25 protein-coding genes are annotated in these 20,060 nt (G+C 42.0%); 10 read left to right on the top strand and 15 right to left on the bottom strand.

The window, feature by feature from the left end:
- Positions 1-168 precede the first annotated feature (168 nt).
- From lepB to AR334_RS21070, 3 genes are read right to left on the bottom strand one after another with little or no spacing between them, the layout of a single operon-like run.
- Entirely contained in the window at positions 169-723 is a 555-nt protein-coding gene (lepB, locus tag AR334_RS21080; RefSeq protein WP_066317148.1) for a signal peptidase I, read from the bottom strand.
- Positions 713-1,378, bottom strand: a complete 666-nt coding sequence (locus tag AR334_RS21075) for a TVP38/TMEM64 family protein (RefSeq protein ID WP_066317145.1) — start codon at positions 1,376-1,378, stop codon at positions 713-715. Before AR334_RS21075 ends, lepB begins: the two co-directional genes overlap by 11 nt.
- A 53-nt stretch (positions 1,379-1,431) precedes the next feature.
- Positions 1,432-2,376: an LCP family protein gene (locus tag AR334_RS21070; protein WP_082693051.1), complete on the bottom strand. Its 945-nt coding sequence runs from the start codon at positions 2,374-2,376 to the stop codon at positions 1,432-1,434.
- Between the two features lie 269 nt (positions 2,377-2,645).
- Between AR334_RS21070 and AR334_RS21065 the strand changes: the two genes are divergently transcribed.
- Positions 2,646-3,011 carry a hypothetical protein gene (locus AR334_RS21065; protein ID WP_066317124.1) on the top strand — a complete coding sequence of 122 codons (366 nt, stop codon included), beginning with the start codon at positions 2,646-2,648 and terminating at the stop codon, positions 3,009-3,011.
- Positions 3,012-3,036: 25 nt separating this feature from the next.
- Here the strand turns inward: AR334_RS21065 and AR334_RS21060 are convergent, their stop codons facing one another.
- Positions 3,037-3,579 (bottom strand): competence protein ComK, encoded by a 543-nt coding sequence (locus tag AR334_RS21060; RefSeq protein ID WP_253701333.1) that lies wholly within the window; start codon positions 3,577-3,579, stop codon positions 3,037-3,039.
- A 187-nt stretch (positions 3,580-3,766) separates the two neighbouring features.
- On the opposite strand from AR334_RS21060, the gene AR334_RS21055 reads away from it, so the two are divergent.
- On the top strand, positions 3,767-4,003 hold the full coding sequence (locus AR334_RS21055; protein WP_066317117.1) for an IDEAL domain-containing protein: 237 nt from the start codon (positions 3,767-3,769) through the stop codon (positions 4,001-4,003).
- A gap of 105 nt (positions 4,004-4,108) precedes the next feature.
- On the opposite strand, the gene AR334_RS21050 is transcribed toward AR334_RS21055, so the two are convergent.
- Positions 4,109-5,380 (bottom strand): M48 family metallopeptidase, encoded by a 1,272-nt coding sequence (locus AR334_RS21050; RefSeq protein ID WP_066317113.1) that lies wholly within the window; start codon positions 5,378-5,380, stop codon positions 4,109-4,111.
- Positions 5,381-5,565: 185 nt separating this feature from the next.
- On the opposite strand from AR334_RS21050, the gene AR334_RS21045 reads away from it, so the two are divergent.
- Together AR334_RS21045 and AR334_RS21040 are read left to right on the top strand one after the other, a co-directional pair.
- On the top strand, positions 5,566-6,297 hold the full coding sequence (locus tag AR334_RS21045) for an AzlC family ABC transporter permease (protein WP_066317106.1): 732 nt from the start codon (positions 5,566-5,568) through the stop codon (positions 6,295-6,297).
- A complete protein-coding gene (locus tag AR334_RS21040; protein ID WP_066317103.1) occupies positions 6,287-6,595 on the top strand; it encodes an AzlD domain-containing protein in 309 nt (102 codons plus the stop codon). Before AR334_RS21045 ends, AR334_RS21040 begins: the two co-directional genes overlap by 11 nt.
- Positions 6,596-6,650: 55 nt before the next feature.
- Here AR334_RS21040 and AR334_RS21035 read toward each other — a convergent pair whose 3' ends face one another.
- From AR334_RS21035 to hemE, 7 genes are all read right to left on the bottom strand, one after another.
- Complete coding sequence (locus AR334_RS21035) at positions 6,651-7,427, bottom strand: enoyl-CoA hydratase-related protein (RefSeq protein WP_066317100.1); 777 nt, start codon at positions 7,425-7,427, stop codon at positions 6,651-6,653.
- 78 nt (positions 7,428-7,505) lie between these two features.
- The gene (locus tag AR334_RS21030) at positions 7,506-9,068 is read right to left on the bottom strand and encodes a fatty acid--CoA ligase family protein (RefSeq protein WP_066317097.1); all 1,563 of its coding nucleotides are present in this window, start codon (positions 9,066-9,068) and stop codon (positions 7,506-7,508) included.
- Between the two features lie 167 nt (positions 9,069-9,235).
- Positions 9,236-10,225 carry a lipoate--protein ligase gene (locus tag AR334_RS21025; RefSeq protein ID WP_066317090.1) on the bottom strand — a complete coding sequence of 330 codons (990 nt, stop codon included), beginning with the start codon at positions 10,223-10,225 and terminating at the stop codon, positions 9,236-9,238.
- 18 nt (positions 10,226-10,243) lie between these two features.
- Positions 10,244-10,978 (bottom strand): MBL fold metallo-hydrolase, encoded by a 735-nt coding sequence (locus AR334_RS21020; RefSeq protein WP_066317088.1) that lies wholly within the window; start codon positions 10,976-10,978, stop codon positions 10,244-10,246.
- 108 nt (positions 10,979-11,086) lie between these two features.
- Entirely contained in the window at positions 11,087-12,505 is a 1,419-nt protein-coding gene (gene hemY, locus AR334_RS21015; RefSeq protein WP_156431355.1) for a protoporphyrinogen oxidase, read from the bottom strand.
- A gap of 33 nt (positions 12,506-12,538) precedes the next feature.
- Positions 12,539-13,471 (bottom strand): ferrochelatase, encoded by a 933-nt coding sequence (gene hemH, locus AR334_RS21010; RefSeq protein WP_066317077.1) that lies wholly within the window; start codon positions 13,469-13,471, stop codon positions 12,539-12,541.
- 165 nt (positions 13,472-13,636) lie between these two features.
- Positions 13,637-14,683: a uroporphyrinogen decarboxylase gene (hemE, locus tag AR334_RS21005; protein ID WP_066317075.1), complete on the bottom strand. Its 1,047-nt coding sequence runs from the start codon at positions 14,681-14,683 to the stop codon at positions 13,637-13,639.
- Positions 14,684-14,912: 229 nt separating this feature from the next.
- Here hemE and AR334_RS21000 point away from each other — a divergent pair, with 229 nt between their 5' ends.
- The 3 genes from AR334_RS21000 (at position 14,913) to AR334_RS20990 (ending at position 17,091) form a co-directional block, all read left to right on the top strand.
- Positions 14,913-15,407: an antibiotic biosynthesis monooxygenase gene (locus tag AR334_RS21000; protein ID WP_066317073.1), complete on the top strand. Its 495-nt coding sequence runs from the start codon at positions 14,913-14,915 to the stop codon at positions 15,405-15,407.
- A gap of 150 nt (positions 15,408-15,557) precedes the next feature.
- Positions 15,558-16,868, top strand: coding sequence for a hypothetical protein (locus AR334_RS20995; protein ID WP_066317066.1), 1,311 nt, complete (start codon positions 15,558-15,560; stop codon positions 16,866-16,868).
- A gap of 1 nt (position 16,869) precedes the next feature.
- Entirely contained in the window at positions 16,870-17,091 is a 222-nt protein-coding gene (locus tag AR334_RS20990; RefSeq protein WP_066317059.1) for a hypothetical protein, read from the top strand.
- 2 nt (positions 17,092-17,093) lie between these two features.
- On the opposite strand, the gene AR334_RS20985 is transcribed toward AR334_RS20990, so the two are convergent.
- The 3 genes from AR334_RS20985 to AR334_RS20975 all read right to left on the bottom strand — a co-directional run bounded on the left by AR334_RS20985 (position 17,094) and on the right by AR334_RS20975 (position 18,944).
- Positions 17,094-17,720: a replication-relaxation family protein gene (locus tag AR334_RS20985; RefSeq protein WP_066317052.1), complete on the bottom strand. Its 627-nt coding sequence runs from the start codon at positions 17,718-17,720 to the stop codon at positions 17,094-17,096.
- Complete coding sequence (locus AR334_RS20980; RefSeq protein ID WP_066317049.1) at positions 17,680-18,564, bottom strand: FtsK/SpoIIIE domain-containing protein; 885 nt, start codon at positions 18,562-18,564, stop codon at positions 17,680-17,682. The genes AR334_RS20985 and AR334_RS20980 overlap by 41 nt, the downstream gene beginning before the upstream one ends.
- 197 nt (positions 18,565-18,761) lie before the next feature.
- Positions 18,762-18,944 carry a hypothetical protein gene (locus AR334_RS20975; protein WP_066317047.1) on the bottom strand — a complete coding sequence of 61 codons (183 nt, stop codon included), beginning with the start codon at positions 18,942-18,944 and terminating at the stop codon, positions 18,762-18,764.
- A 157-nt stretch (positions 18,945-19,101) separates the two neighbouring features.
- On the opposite strand from AR334_RS20975, the gene AR334_RS20970 reads away from it, so the two are divergent.
- From AR334_RS20970 to AR334_RS20960, 3 genes are read left to right on the top strand one after another with little or no spacing between them, the layout of a single operon-like run.
- Positions 19,102-19,302 carry a helix-turn-helix domain-containing protein gene (locus AR334_RS20970; protein ID WP_066317046.1) on the top strand — a complete coding sequence of 67 codons (201 nt, stop codon included), beginning with the start codon at positions 19,102-19,104 and terminating at the stop codon, positions 19,300-19,302.
- Entirely contained in the window at positions 19,299-19,742 is a 444-nt protein-coding gene (locus tag AR334_RS20965) for a hypothetical protein (RefSeq protein WP_066317038.1), read from the top strand. The genes AR334_RS20970 and AR334_RS20965 overlap by 4 nt, the downstream gene beginning before the upstream one ends.
- A gap of 12 nt (positions 19,743-19,754) precedes the next feature.
- On the top strand, positions 19,755-19,973 hold the full coding sequence (locus AR334_RS20960; RefSeq protein WP_066317027.1) for a hypothetical protein: 219 nt from the start codon (positions 19,755-19,757) through the stop codon (positions 19,971-19,973).
- Positions 19,974-20,060: the final 87 nt, after the last annotated feature.

Genomic DNA, 20,060 nt, shown 5'->3' with positions numbered 1-20,060 from the left:
GATAGTGCCGCAAAGGTTACAGCCATAAATGGTAAATCTAAGCTGACTTTCTTAAATGAAAACTCGCCGATTGGCGAGTCCGTTAGGACGAAGACAGAGGCGTAGTTGAATTTATGCGTGCGAAGCTTAGCCAACAAAAAAACACGACTTTTGCAAGTCATGTTTGATTTAAAAATGAATATCCATTTCATCTAATGGCCAGTATCGAAGATCAACCTTGCCGACAACCTGATCGACGGAAATAAACCCAAAATGGCGGCTGTCCCAGCTCCCCAGCCGGTTATCGCCAAGGACGAATAATTTCCCCTCAGGGACGGTTTCTTCCCCAGTTAGCTCTTTTAAACTGAAATCTCCAGTCAGTTTGACACCGAGAGCCTTTTCTTTATAAACTTTTAAAAAGCCTTCTTGATATTTATGTCCATTCACAAAAAGCTGATCGTTGCGGTATTCAATCTTGTCCCCCGGCAAGCCAATAATACGCTTAACAAAGTCTTCTTTTTCATTGGCATGGAAGACAATGACATCAAATCGGTTCAATTCACCGACATGGTAACCTAGCTTATTGACCACCAGTTTATTCCCATCCTGCAGTGTCGGCATCATGGATTCGCCTTCCACAACGTAATTGGAAAAGAAAAACGTCCGAATAAAAGCGAAAATAATGACTCCAATTACAAAGGCCTTAATCCATTCCAGCCCTTCTTTTCTCCACTCACTTTTCACCAAATCCCCTCCGTTTTTCGTACACATGACTTTTTTCTATTTCTCCATTATAGTCACTTGCATCCCTCTTATTCAATCTTGCTTCGATTCTTTTTCCAACAAACCAAAGGACAAAGATAATGATTGCAACAATGATTGTCCGATATGGCTGAGTAATCAGTGACCCAATATCGTAACCAATAAAGCTCATTGTAAAAATCATCACCATTTTTCCGATTCCCACTGCCAGCATATATTGAGCCCTGCTTAATTTTGATAAGCCGGCCACAATATTTACGACTGCCGAGGGAGTAAACGGGAAGCAAAGTAATACAAACAGCGGTCCAAAGCCATGGCGCTCAACCCAGTCCATTAATCTCCGAACCTGGCGATGCCTCGGCAAAAAAGCCAACACTCGCTTTTGCCCGTATCTCCTGACGAGCGAAAAAACGAGTAGTGCTCCAATACACGCACCAACCCATGAGTATAAAAATCCCAGCCATAATCCGAAGGCATTTGCATTAGCCATAACAAAAACAAATAACGGGAGAAACGGCAAAAATGCTTCGAGTACTGTTAACAGGATTCCTGGCAAAGGACCCAGGGCTCGATATTCTTGAACAAGTTCCATTATGTTTTCGAGCGTAAACCATGCTCTAATCGATTCAAAATCCATCCGTTTTCTCCTTAATTAGTGCTTTAAACTTTATTTTATCTGGAAGCAAGCAATTATTTTGTAATAAATTGGTGAAGAGCCTGTTTATTTTTTTCAATATTAAGATCCAGGATATCCCCTTCACCTTTTACTTTCGTTTCTTTAAAGGCACCTTCCACCGGAATTCTTAATGTATCTACATTTCCTCTTTTGTCAGAAAGAAAATCCTTAGCCATAAATAACATATCAGACTTATCCATATTCGTATTGATAAATGGAGTCACAACCCCAATTAATTTTGGTATTTTCGTTATCGTTGTGAAACTGGCTAATTGATCACCAATAGCCTTGACGGCTTTTTGTTGCCGTTCCACCCGGCCAAAATCCCCTACCCTATCGTGACGGAACCGGACATAGCTCAGCATTTGCTCACCATTTAGCCTTTGCAGCCCAGGCTGGAGCGGCACATCAACATATTCTTCCATCTTTTTTTCGACATTGATTTCAACGCCATTTGGAAAAGCCTCATCAATTAATTGTACAAACCCCTGAAAATCAACGATCGCATAGTATTGCAGGTCAATATCAAAATTCTGTTTTATCGTTTGTCTCATCAATTCGGGACCGCCGCGGGCAAATGCTGAATTGATTTTGTGCTTGCCGTGCCCTGGAATCGGCACATAACTGTCCCTCATAATCGAGGTCAACTTAAATGTCCCTTTATCCTCGTTATAATGGGCAATTAAGATGGTGTCGGCCCTGGATGACTTTTCATTCTCCCGTGCATCGCTGCCCAGCAGCAAAATATTCGTGTCCCCGTATTGATCCTTTTGCCCCTCAAACTTATAAACAACGTCTGCTTGCTTCTGCTCGCCATTTAATTTCTCTAATGATTGGTTTACCCCTTTTTGATATTGAAAATATGAGTATGCTACTCCTGCCCCGATTAACAATAACAATACGAGCAAAACCGTGGGCCATTTTCTCCTCTTCTTCCGAAGATGTCGATCAGATCTCATTTTTATCACCTTTTAGTCTGTATTTTTTATCCCCTCTTTAATTGACTGAATAAGAAGCTTTTATGTTTCTTCTTTATTTCATTTTCTCCTATCGGATATCCTTCTATAAATAAAACTTTCTCACGAACACATAAATTATGGCAAATAAAAAAGCTCGCATCATGCGAACTTTGAAGAACGATTCAAAATTGATGTGGTATTGCCTTTTAAAATTATTTTTTGTAGAATAAAATAAGAACACAAGTTCGATTAGGAGGTGTTAGAGGACTATGACGAGAATTCCGGAAAACGATCGTGACATTATGGAGAAAGCTATTTATCTGCCAATGGTCGTGACCGTTTTAAATCGTGATTTGGCCGTAGTGGAAAAAAGCCCTTTTAAATTAAAAAAGCCTTACTTGGAATTAATTGAGGAGACGTTGAAGGAAATCCAAGCGGAATTGTCACAGGTAAAACAATATATGAAAAAGAACAAGCTTCAGGTTTTGGAAACAAAACGGGACGATGCCTTTACCATGTACATGTTTATTTATAAAGGGTATGAAGAACATCATAATTACTTTAATCCAAGGATTCGTAATAAGGTCCAAGAAATAATGGAGACCTATTTATTAAAAAAACACCTATCCCGTTAACCGTTAAACCTAAATCTCAGCTAGTTTATTCATATCCATGGGGACTTTCCGAGGCCGTTACCGGCTTTCGATCTTGAATGGGGTAAATCAATTTTTTATTGCCTTCAATTCTTTGCATAAGCTTTGTTTTTAATAATGCGGTGCGAAGCATTTGACCCTCGATTGTACTGAATGGAACCTGAAAGATTCGAGATTGTTTATTACGGAAAATGACAAGCGTTTGATTTGGTCCTATGCGGCGGTAATTTTCAACATGTTCATGTGCAATCCAAATGCATTCAGGGCGGGTCGGTGATGACGTGGGAAAAAAGTAAATGCGGTTTGCCGGCTCAATCGCAATCGGGATTTTTCGATTGTAGCCAATTAATTGACGGGTTCCTTTTTTTCGGCTCTCATAATCAACGCCAAAATAATTGCAGCTTTTCTTGATAAGCTCCAAAGGCGTAAATGGGGATATATATTCATCTTCGAGTTCGAAAATCTGTGAATATATTTTGCTGCCATAATTCACAGGTTCCAAAAACATGGTGCATGAGTTAACCTCATATTCTTCGATTTGTAGCTTCAACCAAATCACTCCAATCTAAGATAATATCCAACCTATCTTATCATGTTTATCATGAATTTCCTCTACTTTTCTGAATTATTGCTAATTTATTCACAAATATAAATAAAAAATCTTTTGGAAAATTATAAATTGATTGATATTATCGAAAAATCCCCATATAATAGAAAAAAGCGTCGAGGTGATTTTCTTGAAAGAAAAATCCTACACGGAATTAATGAAAATTGCTGCCATGAAACGCAACCGCATGAAAGAAAACTTCGTCCAGGACCTCTATATCGACATGCTCTTGTCAGAAATCCAGTTAACAGTTGAAAAGGAAAAACTGATGCGTAAAATCGACCTGGCCATTGATCGCCGTGATAAAAAGTCATTTCTCCATTTATCAAGCAAGCTCAAAGAAATCAATAAAAAGTTTGGAACATGAACACGTTAATCGAACCGTCTATGGCGGTTTATTTTTTTTGAAAAATCCATGAACAACAAAGCATGGCAACAAAAAGCTGAAGGCAATAACACCTCCAGCTCCACTCTAGTCTGTCCTTTGCTTTATTTGAAATTCTTCAAGTCTAGAGATTCGGTCCAGCATCGACGGATGGGTATAGCGGAAAATTTTGACGAAAAGCGGCGGGTTTACCTGGCTCAACCCTGACCGGGCTAACTCCTGGAAGGAGCCGATGGCGGCATCGGGATTATTGGTCATTTCAATCGCATATGTGTCCGCCCGCGTTTCCTGATACCGCGAAACAAGATTTGAAAATGGACTAGAGGCAAATAACAGCATGGAAATAATCATAAAAAATAGCGGAAGAGACTTGACGTCCCTAACGTCAGTAATTTTCATTTCATTTCCCCAACGGACGACAGCCCAGTTCATCAGCCTGTAGGTTAGATATAAGCCAAGCAATGACAGTGCCAAATAACCAGCAATTCCCCAATATATATGCTTTTCTACATAGTGCGCCATTTCGTGTGCCATGATAAATAAAATCTGGTCATCCGTCAGCTTGTTCAAGGTAGTATCCCACAGAACAATCCGGGCGTTAGAGCCAATTCCGGTTACATAGGCATTCATCGCATTCGTCTCTTCCGCCATGTTTACTTCAAAAACATGTTCTGCAGGAATGTTCGCCTTATCGGCAAGAGCCAAAATTTTTGTTTCCAGTTCCTTATTTTTCAATGGATAAAAATCATTATATAGTGGGTCGATGATAACAGGCTGGAGGAACATCATAAACAACGTAAACGGCACCGACAGCAGCCAGCCATACAACCACCAGCGCTTTGGACTTTTCCTCATCAACAAGTATAAAACAGGAACGATGATTAACCACGTTCCATAATTGACCCAAAAATCGATTAACTCATCCTTCATCCAGGATGGAAATGTTTGAATCGAGATATGATACGTTTTTGATAGCTTATAACTGATATAACTCAGCGGAAATGTGACAATATAGGCACACAGCGATAACCAGAATAGATAAATAGGGGTGATCAGCGCTTTATATTTGGCTGATTGTTCAGCCCAATTCTTAAATGCCTTGGAAAGACCGGTTAATAAAACAAGAAAATACAACAACCATTCGAACGGTGTTGACAGGAAAAAAAGCAGGTTTCTAATTTTCGAATATTCTTGACTAAGCATCAATTCTCGTCCATTTAAAAAAGTAGACGGATCGGCCTTCGTACCCTCGTACTCAAATGGCAGCTTCGGGTCGGCGAAATGGAATAAATACCAATAGAAAAACAAGCCATATAAACAATAGGCCAATACCGCATAGACCCCCATTTTTCTCACCATGTTTTGTTTGTCCTCCTTTTCGTACAACCTCTCTATACCTAGTTTAGTTTAAAACACGGGAAATAGAACTGCTAACTCATTTTTAGAGGGCACTTCCCATAATGGCAGAGTTTTTTCATTCCCTTTTGTCTGAAAATTTGCTAAAATTTAATTTTATATGAAGCATCGCAACTGGGGGGATTGAGTTGGCGGATTTTGCATTGGGAAAGGAATCTTCGCCGTTCAGGAAAGGCGTCCAAGCGGGAATCAGTATCGGGATCGGATATTTTCCGATAGCTCTCACATTTGGTCTTCTTGCCAAAACTACAGGATTAACAATCTATGAAACGGTGTTAATGAGCATGATTGTGTTTGCCGGGGCATCCCAATACATATCATTAAGCCTTATTGCTTACGGAACGGGAATTATTGAAATTATCCTGACTACTTTCATTGTGAATATCAGACATTTTTTAATGAGTGCGACCTTGAACGAGAAGGCAGAGGAAGATCGGCTTCCGAACAAGTTGGCTTATTCTTTCATGATTACCGATGAGACGTTTTCGGTGGCGGCCACTCAGGAAGGCAAAATTAGCACAGGCTTTTTGTTCGGTTTAAATTTGGTTGCCTACTCAAGCTGGGTTGTTTTTTCAGGGGTAGGTCACTTGATTGGCGCGAGCCTGCCGCAGACTTTGCAGGAAAGTATGGGAGTGGCACTGTATGCGATGTTCGTCGGGCTATTGGTGCCTTCAATGAAAAGAAGTATGAAGATCGTTTTTTTGGCGGCACTTGGTGCTGTGTTTAATACCATTTTTACGATGGGAGAGCTTATGGCACAAGGGTGGTCAATCGTAACAGCAACTCTACTATCAGCGATCTTAGTCGAGGCAGTAGAAGTATTGAAAAACAGACATCGGGGTGTAAGTGATGAAGAGTGAGATTGTGTGGATGATTATCGGCATGGGCTTGGTTACCTATATCCCCCGAATGCTTCCATTTGTTTTGTTTAAAGGGAAGGAACTGCCGCCATTTATTCAAGGTGTGTTGAAAAATGTACCTTACGCGACACTTGGCGCATTAATTTTTCCAGCAATTATTTTCATCCAAAAAGATGATTTATTATATGGTGTTTTAGGGGCTGCTGTCGCTTTTATTGCGGCATTTTTGGGGGCAAACGTGATTGTCGTTGTGCTTGGGTCAATTGCTGTTTTAACCTTATATTCTTATTTGATGTGAGTCAGTCTGTGGGGATTTGTGGTCACGCCAGGATTTCTGACGTGACCACAAATGACTATTTCCCCTTAAATACCGGCTTTCTTTTTTCAGCAAATGCAGTAAGTGCCTCTACACGGTCCTCTGTCGGCAGTGTGACTTCATAAGCTTTTCGTTCGATTTGCAATCCCGTGGCCAAATCGACATTCATCCCCTGCTTAACAGCAAACTTAGCCTGCTGCAGCGCCACTGGCCCATTGGTAAGCAGCACCGAACAAAAGGCGATGCTTTCATTCAAAAGCTCGCTTCCCTCCACTACCCTTGTTAAAATGCCATAGCCAAACGCTTCTTCCGCCTTTAGCCGGCGTGCTGTCAAAATTAGCTCTAATGCCTTCGCCTGCCCAATTAACCGCGGCAGCCGCTGGGTCCCTCCTGCGCCAGGAATGATCGCAAGACTTGTTTCGGTCAATCCCATTAATGCCCCGGATGCGGCAATCCGAAAGTCACAAGCCAACGCCAGTTCCATCCCGCCGCCAAAGGCAAAACCATTGATGGCAGCAAGCGTGGGCTGCGGCAGCTGATCGATTGCGTTGAACACCTCATTAATTTTAAAAAGATTGCGCTTTACTTGTTCATTGGTTAAATTTTTCCGTTCCTTCAGGTCCGCCCCGACACTAAAAGCCTTCTCTCCTGCACCAGTAAATATGACAGTGCGAATTTCCGGGTTCACCCGAATTTGCTCCACCTTATCCTGCAGTGCCTGCAACGTTTCATAATTAAAGGCATTCAAGGCCTCTGCTCGATTGATGGTCACAATCGCAATATGATTATTAATTTCGAGTAAAATTGACTCCATTTGTTCCACCCCTTTCATCTATAAATTCGAAAAAGGCAAGCGAAAAGCCTGCCTTTTTACGCAAAAAATCCGATAAAATTAGTTGCCCACTGTTTGCGTCACTTGTTGCCTTAGGGCCCGTCTCAGAATTTTACCAGTCGTATTCTTTGGCAATTCATCCAAGAAAACAATCGCAGAAGGCACTTTATATTTAGCTAGATGTTCTTTACAGTAGTTAACCAAGTCTGCCTCCGTTAAGTCGGCCCGTTTGCTGACGACATAGGCATGAACCGCCTCACCCTGATTCGGGTCAGGAACGCCAAGAACAGCGACTTCTACCACATCGGGATGGCCATAGATGACTTCTTCAACCTCACGTGGATACACGTTATATCCACCAACAATGATTAAATCCTTTTTGCGGTCAACAATATAAAAATAGCCTTCCTCATCCATGCGCGCCATATCGCCAGTATGCAGCCAGCCATTCTTAATGGTTGCTGCTGTTTCCTCCGGCATTTTATAATAGCCCTTCATTACGTTTGGTCCGCGGACAATCAATTCACCAACCTGACCTACAGGCACCTCTTCCCCAAGCTCATCGACTACCTTATTTTCCACGTTAACAATCGAAGGTCCAATTGACCCAGCCTTACGTGGGCGGTCGAGCGGATTAAAACACGTAACAGGAGATGCCTCTGATAAGCCGTAACCCTCCGAAATCAGAACATTAAACTTCTCTTCAAAATTCTTTAGTAACGCAACCGGCATTGAAGCTCCGCCAGAAACGCACAGACGCAATGTTTTTAAATCTTCAGGATTCCCCTCCGGATATTGATACAAGAAATTGTACATCGTTGGCACACCAGCAAAAACAGTAGCTTGATAGTCTTTAGCAAGCTGGAAAATATCTTTGGGGCTAAATTTTGGTGCGATTAACAGTGTGGCCCCGTTTATAAGCGGCGCATTCAGGGCAACCGTTAAACAAAAGACATGAAACATTGGCAGAGTCGTGATGACCCGATCATTCCCGTTTATTTTTAAATACGCGCCGACATCACTGGCGTTGCTATATAAATTCTTGTGGGTCAGCATTGCACCCTTCGGCTTGCCGGTTGTCCCTGAGGTGTAAAGAATGATGGCTGTGTCGTCATCATTTAGCTTAGGCCCTTGAAAACTGATATCCCCTGAAGCGACCACGTCTGTAAACGATTTCATTTTAGCGTACACAGTAAGGGACTCGACACCTGGCTGTGCCAAGCCATTCTGTTCAGTTTCACAGATGACATAATGCTCGACTTTTGGCAGCATCATATGTACTTTGTCCGCCAGCGGTATCATTAAATCCAGTCCTACGACAACCTTTACATCCCCATTTTTTAGGATGTACCCAATTTCATCTGCGGTATAAATGGGGTTAACCGGTATTACTGTTGCGCCCAACCGCAATGCCCCGTATAGGCTAATCACAAAATGCGGGGAATTCCCCAATAGCAGCCCAACATGGTCCCCTTGTTTTACCCCTAGTTTTTCAAGGCCAGATGCGAATTTAGTAATCGCCGCATCCAATTCGGCATATGTACTCGACTTGCCCATAAAGTAATAGGCAATCTTCCCGGCAGATGCCTTGGCTGTTTCGTGAAGCTGTGATGATAGATTCATATTCTCTTCTCCCCCTTAGATGAATGAATACTCATTCACAAACTTGTAACAATTTTCTAAATATATTATATTGGAAGAAAATTACCTATACAAGTATAATACTTAAAAATTTCTGAAAAAAACAAAAAAGGAAGGTGTCGAATTGGACACTTCCCCCTTGAAAGACATTAGTATATTAAGTTAATAAAGTCTTCCTTTGAAACATTCCCAAAATAATAGGTTGGATCAATTTCTTCCAGAGCTGCTTCAATTTCGGCTTTTTCATAGCGAGTTCCCGTTAACTTGGCTTCAATGTCACTAACATCACCTACGCCAAAAAAGTCGCCGTAGATCTTGCAATTTTCAATGATTCCTTTATTGACCTCAAGCCGGACATCAATGGAACCAACCGGAAACCGGTGAGAATGCTGCAGGTTAAATTTCGGTGACCTTCCGTAATTCCACTCCCAATTCTGGTATCTTTCTTTTGACAGCTGGTGAATCCTTTCCCAGTCTTCCTCGGTCAGGACATATTCAGGAACTTCCTCCATCCCGTCAAAAATAAATTTTAGCAGCAAGGAACGAAATTCTTCGATGCTGATATTTTCCGTTAAAAACTCAGAAATATTGGCTACTCGGCTGCGAACCGATTTGATTCCCTTTGATTCGATCTTGTCCTTTTTCACCTTTAAAGCTGATGCGACATTTTCCATTTCAGAATTTAACAGCAGCGTTCCATGGCTGAACATTCTGCCCTTGGTGGAAAACTGCGCGTTCCCGGAGATTTTCCGTCCCTCCACTTCGATGTCATTGCGGCCGCTAAGCTCCGCATTTACCCCCAATTTTCTAAGTGCCTCAATAACCGGCTCGGTAAATTTACGGAAATTATGAAAGCTCTCCCCATCATCCTTTGTGATAAAGCTAAAATTCAAATTGCCAAGATCATGGTAAACGGCTCCGCCTCCTGATAAACGGCGAACCACTTTAATCCCGTTGTTCTCGACATATTCGGTATTGATTTCCTCAATCGTATTCTGATTCTTGCCAATAATAATCGATGGCTCGTTTATGTAAAATAATAAATACGTCTCATTGATATCAAGATTCTTCAATGCGTATTCTTCAATTGCCAGGTTAATCCTTGGGTCGGTTATTCCTTTATTGTCGATAAATAACATAAAATCCTGGGGCCTCCCTTAAATCGATATGGTTTGAAATTCCTCTGCAAGCTTTATTATACCAGTAAATTCTTGAGATGCTTCACTAACAAGGTCGGACAAATTACCGTAATGCGGCAAATGAGTCAGGATTAGTTGGTTGACAGCAGCATTTTTTGCAAATCGTCCTGCATCGAAACTGTTCATATGCCCTGCTGATTTGCCATTTTGATTTCCGTAAAAATTGCATTCGCATAACAGGACATCAGCGCCTTTGCCAAAATCTATAAACTCGTCTTTAAAGGAACTGTCGCCTGTATAAACCAGCACTTTGCCGTCTGCCTCAAATCGCATCGCATAGCATGGAACTGGATGGTCTGTTTTAATAAATGACACCTTAAATGGTCCCAATTCGAGAACTTGATTCGGATCATAGCCAATCCCTTTGGTAATCTGTTTATACGTCAATTTGCCAAATTCATAGTCATCGAAGATATGACCGTATATTGGCAAATTAGGGCATTGCTTTCCCAGAAACCCCTGAATTAATCTCGCATGCTGCAAGACGCCAATATCGGCAATATGGTCTGGGTGATAGTGCGAGATAATGACAGCATCGAGCTCCTCTGGTTGTACTGCTTCTTGCATCTTGGACATCACACCGCTTCCGCAATCGATTAACAGCTTGAATCCATCGTGCTCCAACAAGTAACCGGAGCTTGCACCATTCTTTTTCGGGTAGCCGCCCCATAAACCAATAATTGTTAACTTCATTTCCTGCACCTCCAAGAGTCTCTCCCTTTAATATACTCCAAATCCGGCAATAACAAAAAACCAGCCGCTGTTGAAAAAACGGCCGGTTTTATAAAAATTGGCTTCCTCTTAAAGTTTTAAATAATCCAAGACAGCCTTAACTGCAGCTTCCCCTTGGTCAATGCAGTCGGGTACCCCTACTCCTCCATATGAGGCACCGGCCAGAAATACACCAGGCAGTTCCCGGTTCATTGCTTCAAGGATTTCCGCCATGCGCTGCTTGTGTCCTACCGTATACTGCGGCATCGCGTTTTTCCACCGCGATACAATGGCAAATTCGGGATTCATGGTGATATCCATCGTCTTATTTAAATCATCCAAGACAATTTTAATAATTTGGTCATCTGACAGGTCAACAATCGTTTCGTCTCCAGCCCGGCCTACATAACAGCGGAGCAACGCTTTCCCCTCTGGCGTGGAATGTTCCCATTTCTTGTGGGTCCATGTACAGGCGGTAATCGAATAGTCACTGTTTCGTGAAACAACAAAGCCAGTCCCGTCAATATCTTGTTTGATCGCCTCTTTTGGAAAGGCTAATGCTACCGTTGCCACTGATGTCGATGGAACTGATTTTAACGGCTCAAAAAAGCCATATTTGGAAAACATCGACTGGGTAATCTGGTGCGGTGTGGCAGCAATAATGCCATCCGCCTCCAGTATTTCTCCATTATTCAGATAAACTTCATACTTACCATTCATTTTGGTAATATTCTCAACCCGGTGTCCTTTTAAAATGGACTGAGAATCCAGTTTTGCCTCAATGGCTTCGGCAAATGACTGAAGCCCGGTTTTAAAAGTCAGAAACGCACCTTTATTTGATTTCTCCTTGACAGCAGGCTGCTTTGGCTGAGAAGGGGTGGCTTTCTTCATTCCCAGTATCAAGCTTCTGTGTTTCTGCTCTACTTCATAAAATTGCGGAAATGTTGCCATTAAACTCATTTGGTCAATATCGCCCGCGTAAATGCCGGATAACAATGGTTCAATTAAATTTTCAACCACTTCATCGCCCAATCTTCTGCGAAAAAATTTCCCCAGAGACTGATCTTTCCCGCTTTCCGAACGAGGAAGGATGAAATCCGCCGCTGCCCTCAGCTTGCCGGGAATAGAGAAAAGGCCGGTTGTGATAAAGGGACCTACCTGTGTCGGGATTCCCATGATGGATCCCCCTGGCATTGGATAAAGTTTTTCGTTTACCAGAACATAAGATTTCCCCGTTGAGTTCGGGACCAATTGGTCATCCATCCCAACTTCCTTTGCCAGCCTAATGATGCTTGTCTTCCTTGCCAAAAATGAATCGGGCCCTCTTTCAATGGTAAAACCGTCCTTGACGACTGTTTGCATTTTACCTCCGAGACGGTGCGATGCTTCAATGAGCTTTATCTCAATTGGGAGATGTTTTTCTTTTATTTCTTTTTGGAGATAGTAGGCAGCCGTCATTCCGGCAGCCCCTCCCCCAATAATGATGACTTTCTGTTTTTCTTGCGCCACTGACGTCACCTGCTCCATTTAAAATCCGATAATTTACTTGTTTACAGCCTTTAAAACAACCGTTGATAAGGCATCAATAAATTCAGGCTGTGAATTCGGCATTGCCGGTCGGTAATAACTGGTCCCAAGTTCTTCTGTAACCGCCTTACATTCATAATCGTTATCGTACAGCACCTCAAGGTGTTCCGAAACAAACCCGACTGGCACATATACAAATGCCTGATAATGATGGTTATTGTATAAATCTCTGGTTAAATCCTGCACATCCGGTCCGAGCCAAGGCTCCGGTGTATTTCCGGCGCTCTGCCAGCCAATGACGTAATTTTTCACCCCGGCTTGTTCCGCAATCAGATCGGCCGTTTCCTGAAGCTGTTTTGGATACGGGTCGCCAAATTGCAAAATCTTCTCAGGCAGGCTGTGGGCAGAGACAATCAGCACAGCGTTGTCTGTTTCATTTGCAGGCAGGCTTGAAAATATTTGTTGCACTTTATCGGCCCAATATGTAATAAACTTTGGCTCTTGGTACCAGCTTTCGATTGCCGTAATTTGAGGTCCGCCCAATTTTTCCGCTTCCTCTATTGCTCGGCCATTATAGGATTTTACACTGAACGTTGAGAAATGCGGCGCCAAGACGATACTAACCGCCTCTTTAATGCCGTCCTCATGCATTTTCTTAACTGCATCTTCAATAAACGGCTCAATATGTTTTAAGCCTAGGTACATTTTAAATTGTATTTCATCTTGGATGTCATTTAAATAGGCTTCCAGCTTTTCCGCTTGTTCAAGGGTGATTCTGGCCAATGGGGAAATACCGCCTATCGCTTCATAGCGACTGCGAAGCTCGTCAATCATTTCGGGGGTCGGCTTTCTGCCGTGCCGAATATGAGTATAATATCTTTCTAAATCATCTAGTGTATACGGGGTACCATAAGCCATTACCAGCAGGCCCATTGTCTTTTTTGTCATGTCTAGCACCTCTTTGAAAGTTTCCCTGTTTCCCCAATTAATGTGGGATAGGGTCATAAGGCGTCAGCAACTAACTTGCTTCCCCTATGACCCTTTAAAAACAGCCTATTTTATTGTGCCAAAAATTTAAGCTTATTACCAATTAAAACGCTTGAATCTGGGCGATTAACGGCTTAATTTTGACGCCGAATATTCATGAATGAACGACGCTAACCGTTTTAGGGTTTCTGGATTTACGGAAGGGAATACCCCGTGGCCCAAATTAAAGATATAGCCGCCCTGGGCCATCCCTTGATCTAAAATAGCCTTTGCTTTTTCCTCGATCACTTCCCATGGAGCTAACAAGATGGCCGGATCAAGATTTCCTTGTACGGTTTTATGGATGCCCATTGCTCTTGCCTGGCTTATTGGCAGACGCCAATCCAAGCCAACCACATCAAGCGGCAGGTCGTTCCATTCCAATGCCAGGTGGCTGGCACCGACACCAAACATAATAAGTGGAACATTTTCTTCTCTTAAAGAAGTGAAGATGCGGTCCATAACCGGTTTTATAAAGTATCGGTAGTCCTCGACATTTAACGCTCCTACCCAGGAATCGAAAATCTGAATCGCCCTGGCGCCCGCCTGAATCTGCGCCTTTACGTATGTAATCACCATATCCCCGAGCTTATCCATTAACGCAAACCATGCCTTTGGCTCGGCATACATGAACGCTTTTGTTTTATTGTAGTTTTTCGATGGGCCGCCCTCAATCATATAGCTGGCCAGTGTAAATGGCGCACCGGAAAAACCGATTAATGGGACGTTCAATTGTTCTTCAACTAACAATTTAATTGTATCCAAAACGTAAGGGATATCTTCTTGCGGATGAATTTCTTTCAGACGCTCGACATCAGCCATTGACTTGATTGGGTTATCAATAACCGGTCCTACACCGCCCTTAATTTCAACATTCATGCCCATTGCCGGGAGCGGAGTCATGATATCCTTATATAAAATGGCAGCGTCAACATTATATTGTTCAACCGGCAGTCTCGTAACATAAGCACATAGTTCCGGCTGATGCGTGATTTCAAATAAAGAATACTTCTCTTTTATTTCTCTGTATTCAGGCTGAGAACGCCCGGCCTGCCGCATATACCAAACAGGAACATGGTCTGTTTTCTCACCGCGGGCTGCTTTTAAAAATGTTTCGTTAATCGGTCTTGTCATTTACTAATATCCACCTTTCAAAGACATGTCTGCCTATCATTTTAATATATTTAATATAAAATTAAAAACTTTCCTGATGCATGGCTCTATTCACTATACCGATTATTCCTATTTATGTATAGCTAACGTTGATAACTGTCAAAAAAAAGTCGTTTTTAGTTTTCATAATTTGTTTAAAAATAATAGGCTGGGGTATTTCGTTAACAATAACAATTGAGGAGGTCCGAACATGAATATTTTTATAACCACAGGCACGTTTGAGTTTTTGAAGAAATTGGAGCACAAGCATCCAGAGGAAAAATTGATCACGATGATCAATGAAAACGGCGCACTATCGTATCATGAAAGCACCGGGGCGACCGTCTTCAAGGAACCAAGGCGTTATCTGGCATTGGAGACAGTCGCAGATGTTCAAAAAGAAGGCTTTGTCGTGATGAACAATATCCCGGTTACGGATGAAGGCCGTTCCTTGTTCGAGCATCAAATTAAAAATCGCTTGGGCAATGTGGAGAGTGCCTCCGGATTTAAAGCACTCCGCATTCTCCAGCCTTTATCTTCCAACACCTATGTCATTATGACGGTTTGGAAAAATGAAATTTCTTATCAAAAGTGGAAAAGCTCAGATTCGTTTGGCACGGCCCATCAGAACAAGGTTATTGATGGCAAGGGGCTGAAAATCTTTGAGAGTGCACCGTATATTAGTAGGTACACAATAACGGAATAGTTTTTCGAAATGGACCTTGTTCCATTTCTTTTTTTTTCTATTCCCTCCTTTCACCACAATAAAACCGCTTTCATATTCTGTATTACATCCATTTGGGGCTGATACCCATAAAAAATCCCATTGGATAAATGAAAGGAGGAGGTCATTTTTATGCTTGTCGAGCTTACGGCTCTTCATTGGATATATGTTGTCTTTATTTTTCTTATAATCGGATTTATGGTCATGAAACGAGATACGACGATTGTTTGTATCGTTGGGATCTTCTTAATCGCCATCACCGCCACCGGCAGCTTGAGCCATGCGGTCAGCAGTATTTTTAACAGTTTTGGCTATGCCATTACTGAATTGTTATCTACGATTCTTGTGATCTCGATTATCGTTGCAATGAGTCACACGTTAACAACGACGGGAATAAATGATGTTATGATTTCACCATTCCGCAGGTTGATTCGAAACCCGGCCATGGCCTACTGGACAATCGGTATTCTCATGATGGTAATCTCGTGGTTTTTCTGGCCTTCACCTGCAGTCGCCTTGCTTGGTGCCGTACTTCTTCCAGTGGCGGTAAGAGCCGGTTTGCCTGCCCTGGGCGTCGCCATGGCGATGAACTTATTTGGCCACGGTATTGCCCTTTCTGGTGACTTCGTCATTCAGGCTGCACCGAAGCTTACATCTGATGCCGCCGGGATACCGATCCAAGATGTCATTAACGCCAGTATCCCATTGGTCATTGTTATGGGGGTAGTGACGACTGTAGCGGCTTACTTCTTTTTAAGACGTGACATGAAGCGCGGAGTTTTGCAAATAGAGGCTTCAGAAATCGTTCCGGGTACTGCCACGGAGGAATCTGGGCAGCCTAAACTGTTAAGCCTAGCGCAAAAACGTTTCTTTGCTTTACTGGTTCCTGTTTTATTTGGCGCTGATGTTGCCGCCATGTCAATCCTTGATCTAACTGGCGGAGACGCCACCGCCCTTATTGGCGGTACCTCGATTTTAATCTTGGTCCTCATTTCGTTAACAAGTTTCAAAAACAAAGGACTTGAAAAAACCACAAGTTTTTTAATAGAAGGTTTTCAATTCGGATTTAAAGTGTTTGGGCCGGTTATTCCAATCGCGGCATTTTTCTATCTAGGCGATGCTGGGTTCATGAAAATAATCGGGGAATTTTTGCCGAAAGCGTCGCACGGAATCGTCAACGATTTAGGCCTGGGACTTGCGAGTCTTGTTCCGCTTAGTAAGGAAGTTGGAGCGGTTACTTTGACCGTTGTTGGTGCCATTACTGGACTTGACGGTTCAGGTTTTTCCGGGATTTCTCTAGCTGGGTCGGTAGCCGCTTTATTCGCAGTCGCGATTGGGAAGGGTGCAGCAACTCTTACAGCACTTGGACAAATCGCGGCAATCTGGGTTGGCGGTGGTACCCTTCCGCCTATGAAAGACACTCGTAATAAAAGGGGGAATTAAGGTGAATGTAGTGGAAATTTATTTGAATTCTTTTATAGAGAGGCTTAATTATATTACAAGTCAGGATTTAAAATCGGAACACGAAAAATACTTAGAAGTTTGTGTAAATTACGCGAATATAGTTTCTGCTTTATCCAAAAATCACGGTCATCTTAAATTATTGGATTTAAAACCGATCACCAAAGTACTTGAAGATTATCAGAATAAATATTTTTATGGGTAACTTTATTTAGTTAACATATTTATTTCACAAGGGAGTTTCTCGCATAGGACGGCAAACTCCTTTTTTCTTTTCTGACTCAGGGTGAAAATACAAAGTTTTGGTTGCGCGCCAAATTTCTTTTTGATTTCTGGCCACACATCCAAATAATTGCTTATCTTTCGCCGATTGTCTTGCATGGACCTCGTGTTATCAATTTCAACGAGATGCACATATCCGTCACGGGTAAATACAGCGTCTGGAATGATTGTTTTCTTAGTGGCTACTGTTAACCCCTTAACCTGAATTGCAAAGCCAAAATCCGGTTCCTGCTTCACTTCAATAGCGTATTCGCGCTTCCAGTCTGCCGGGCAGTCATAATAAACGTAGGCCTGGTTCGCCAAAAGCATATGATCAAACAGAATAGATTTTTTCACTTCTTTCTCACTACCAATTAGTTGCCGGCCTTCCTTATTTAAATAAACAATTTTTTCACGAGAACGAGATACGTGAAGATATGGTTCCAGATTGCCAATTACTCTGCAGGTATGCCGGTACGTTCCCAATTTTAATATCTCATGTAGCTGTTTAACACTTGCCACGCCCAGCCGGTCAATCACCGACATTATCATTTCCGTTCTTTCCAAGTTCATGTAGAAACCCTCCTATTGCATGATCACTTATAAACGGGCATTGGATTTCATGTGTTTCTGCAAGCTTATAAAGAGCCCTTCCTGGTATTGGGTCAACCCTGTCAGCTCCCTTTTCCTCTTCAGTACTTTTGCTTCCGAGAATAACTTTGCTGCCAGTGCTATCTGCAATTCGAAAAGCTAACCTCGCAACCATGTTCATCTTGACTTGCATGGGGACCGCCTCGGCTGTTGGATACTGGGTTGCATAAATCAATCGATACCCTAACCCTCCGCCGATCCGCGCAATTTCGCCAAGGTAAATCATGCAGAGCTCTGCAAACTTCTTAGCATCCTTGCCAACTAATTTTGGTGATAACTCTGCTCCTTCATCCACGATGATAAAGGTCCGCTCCTTAATGGGTGTATCGGCTATGTTGTTCCAGCCGTTTTTTCTGAACCTCTCCTCTTCCAACTTAATCATCTTATAAACGTGATCCAGCGCTTTGGCTGCTTCCACTAAGTCTGGTGCAACTTTGAGAACTTGAGGAAGGTTGCGGTATTTCCAAAACTCCAAGCCACCTTTTAGGTCGAGGATAATAAACCGGACTCGATCAGGATTGCTTACCAATAAAGATGCAAATGTACTTTTTAAAAACACAGTCTTACCAAAACGGGTCGTGCCGCCAACAAGAAGGTGTGGATAATGCTCGAAATTGTGATACATTACTTTATTCTTTTTCCCGATTGGTACCAGCCAGGAATGATGATAAAGGTGCTTTTTCTTAAGCTCCCAGTTGGCCAGTTTCTTGTTTGGGACTAGCGCTGCCGCTCCGATAAGGACAGGCGGTATAAGCCATTCCAACATGTCAGTGCCCCTTTCAGTGTATTAGTCTGTGGATTTGTCTTTTTGTCTCTTAGTCAGTGGCTATGTCTCTTATTTGATTAATCAATATATTATGATCGTTTTTAATGTCATTCTCGGAGAAACTAAGATTGCTTACACAATCTTCCCGCCCCGCTGTCTACTTCGTATCCATCGGTTCGGGCTGGATGTCTCGTAAACTATAAAAATAGTTTGCTGATATGGTTCAACAGATAAAGTATCCCTCCATATTTAGTAATCTCTAAAACTAGTTTTATTGCCTCCTCATTAATCGATATTCCGTACCTTTTTAATAAAGCTACAATCATCAACGATCCACCAGCTGCACCGATGCTAACCATTCCGAATGTAATCGGGCCCACGTTTTTTCACCTCGATTCGTCAGTGTCTAATACAGTGTATTGGGCATTCGCCTAAATATTGCCTGTCCTTCGAAATTATTATGAATTTTTATCAAAATTAATTTTTGAAAGGAATTCAAGTGGACAAACAGAATATAATTATAGAGGTGGATTACATATGAAAAGCAGAATTGGCGAATTAATCGATGCAACCGGATTTAAAAAGAAATACATAGCAAATTTACTAGAAATATCCCCTACCCAGCTGTCAAACTGGATCGCAGGAAGGTCTCACCCGCCTATGGAAAAAGCCTTTAAACTGGCCGAAATATTAAATGTTACAGTAGATGAACTGTACGAAAAGGAGAAGGAAGAATGAAAAAAATGATTTATTTGTTATTGGCAGCATCCTTACTATCCGGATGTGCCAAGGACGAAAGCAAACCAGTTAATCAGGAAGTTGAAAAGCCGAAAGAAAAGCAGATTGAAGCTAAAAAAGAGGAACCTGTCATTACAATAAAGAACTTGGATGGAGTAGTCGAATTTCTCGCGAATAACGGTTTCACAGTAGGTACCAGGGACAAAATGCTTTTCACCATGATTGGGGCTACAGATGGGGATGGCGTTATCTTGAATGACCAAAAAGTCGAGATGTACGAATTTAGCTCACCTGATGACGCCAGTTCTAAACTAGAAACAATGACAAATCAACTAGATGGAGCTGGTGAAATTGTTGTTAATGGTAAGTTTATGATGGTTGTTTATAATGATCATAGTGCCAAAGACAAATTACTCGAAACCTTTAAAAATTTTAAATAGGAAGAGACAAAAATGAACGTAACCATCGAGCTCCACTACATTTCAGCTGAAACAAAGATTATGCAAGGCGGCAGTTTCCCTCTACGAAGAAGGAAACCTGAACAAGTCGCTTATGAGTTTTGGAGAGAAATCAGAAATCGGATGCCGTATGGCGGGGAAATAGAAAAGGTTATTATTGATGGCGAAGATAGGACTGAACAGGTGAAAATATTAGAAGTCCCTCTTGATTGAGGGATTTTTTATTTTGGCACAAAATGTACATAAATGGATAAAGGTATAACCTATAAAATGCAGAAATTTGATGGTGAGAGGAGGCGA

This window comes from Bacillus sp. FJAT-29814 (genome assembly GCF_001510715.1).
GTDB lineage: Bacteria > Bacillota > Bacilli > Bacillales > Cytobacillaceae > Neobacillus.
This window is presented reverse-complemented; position numbering and strand designations above follow the sequence as displayed.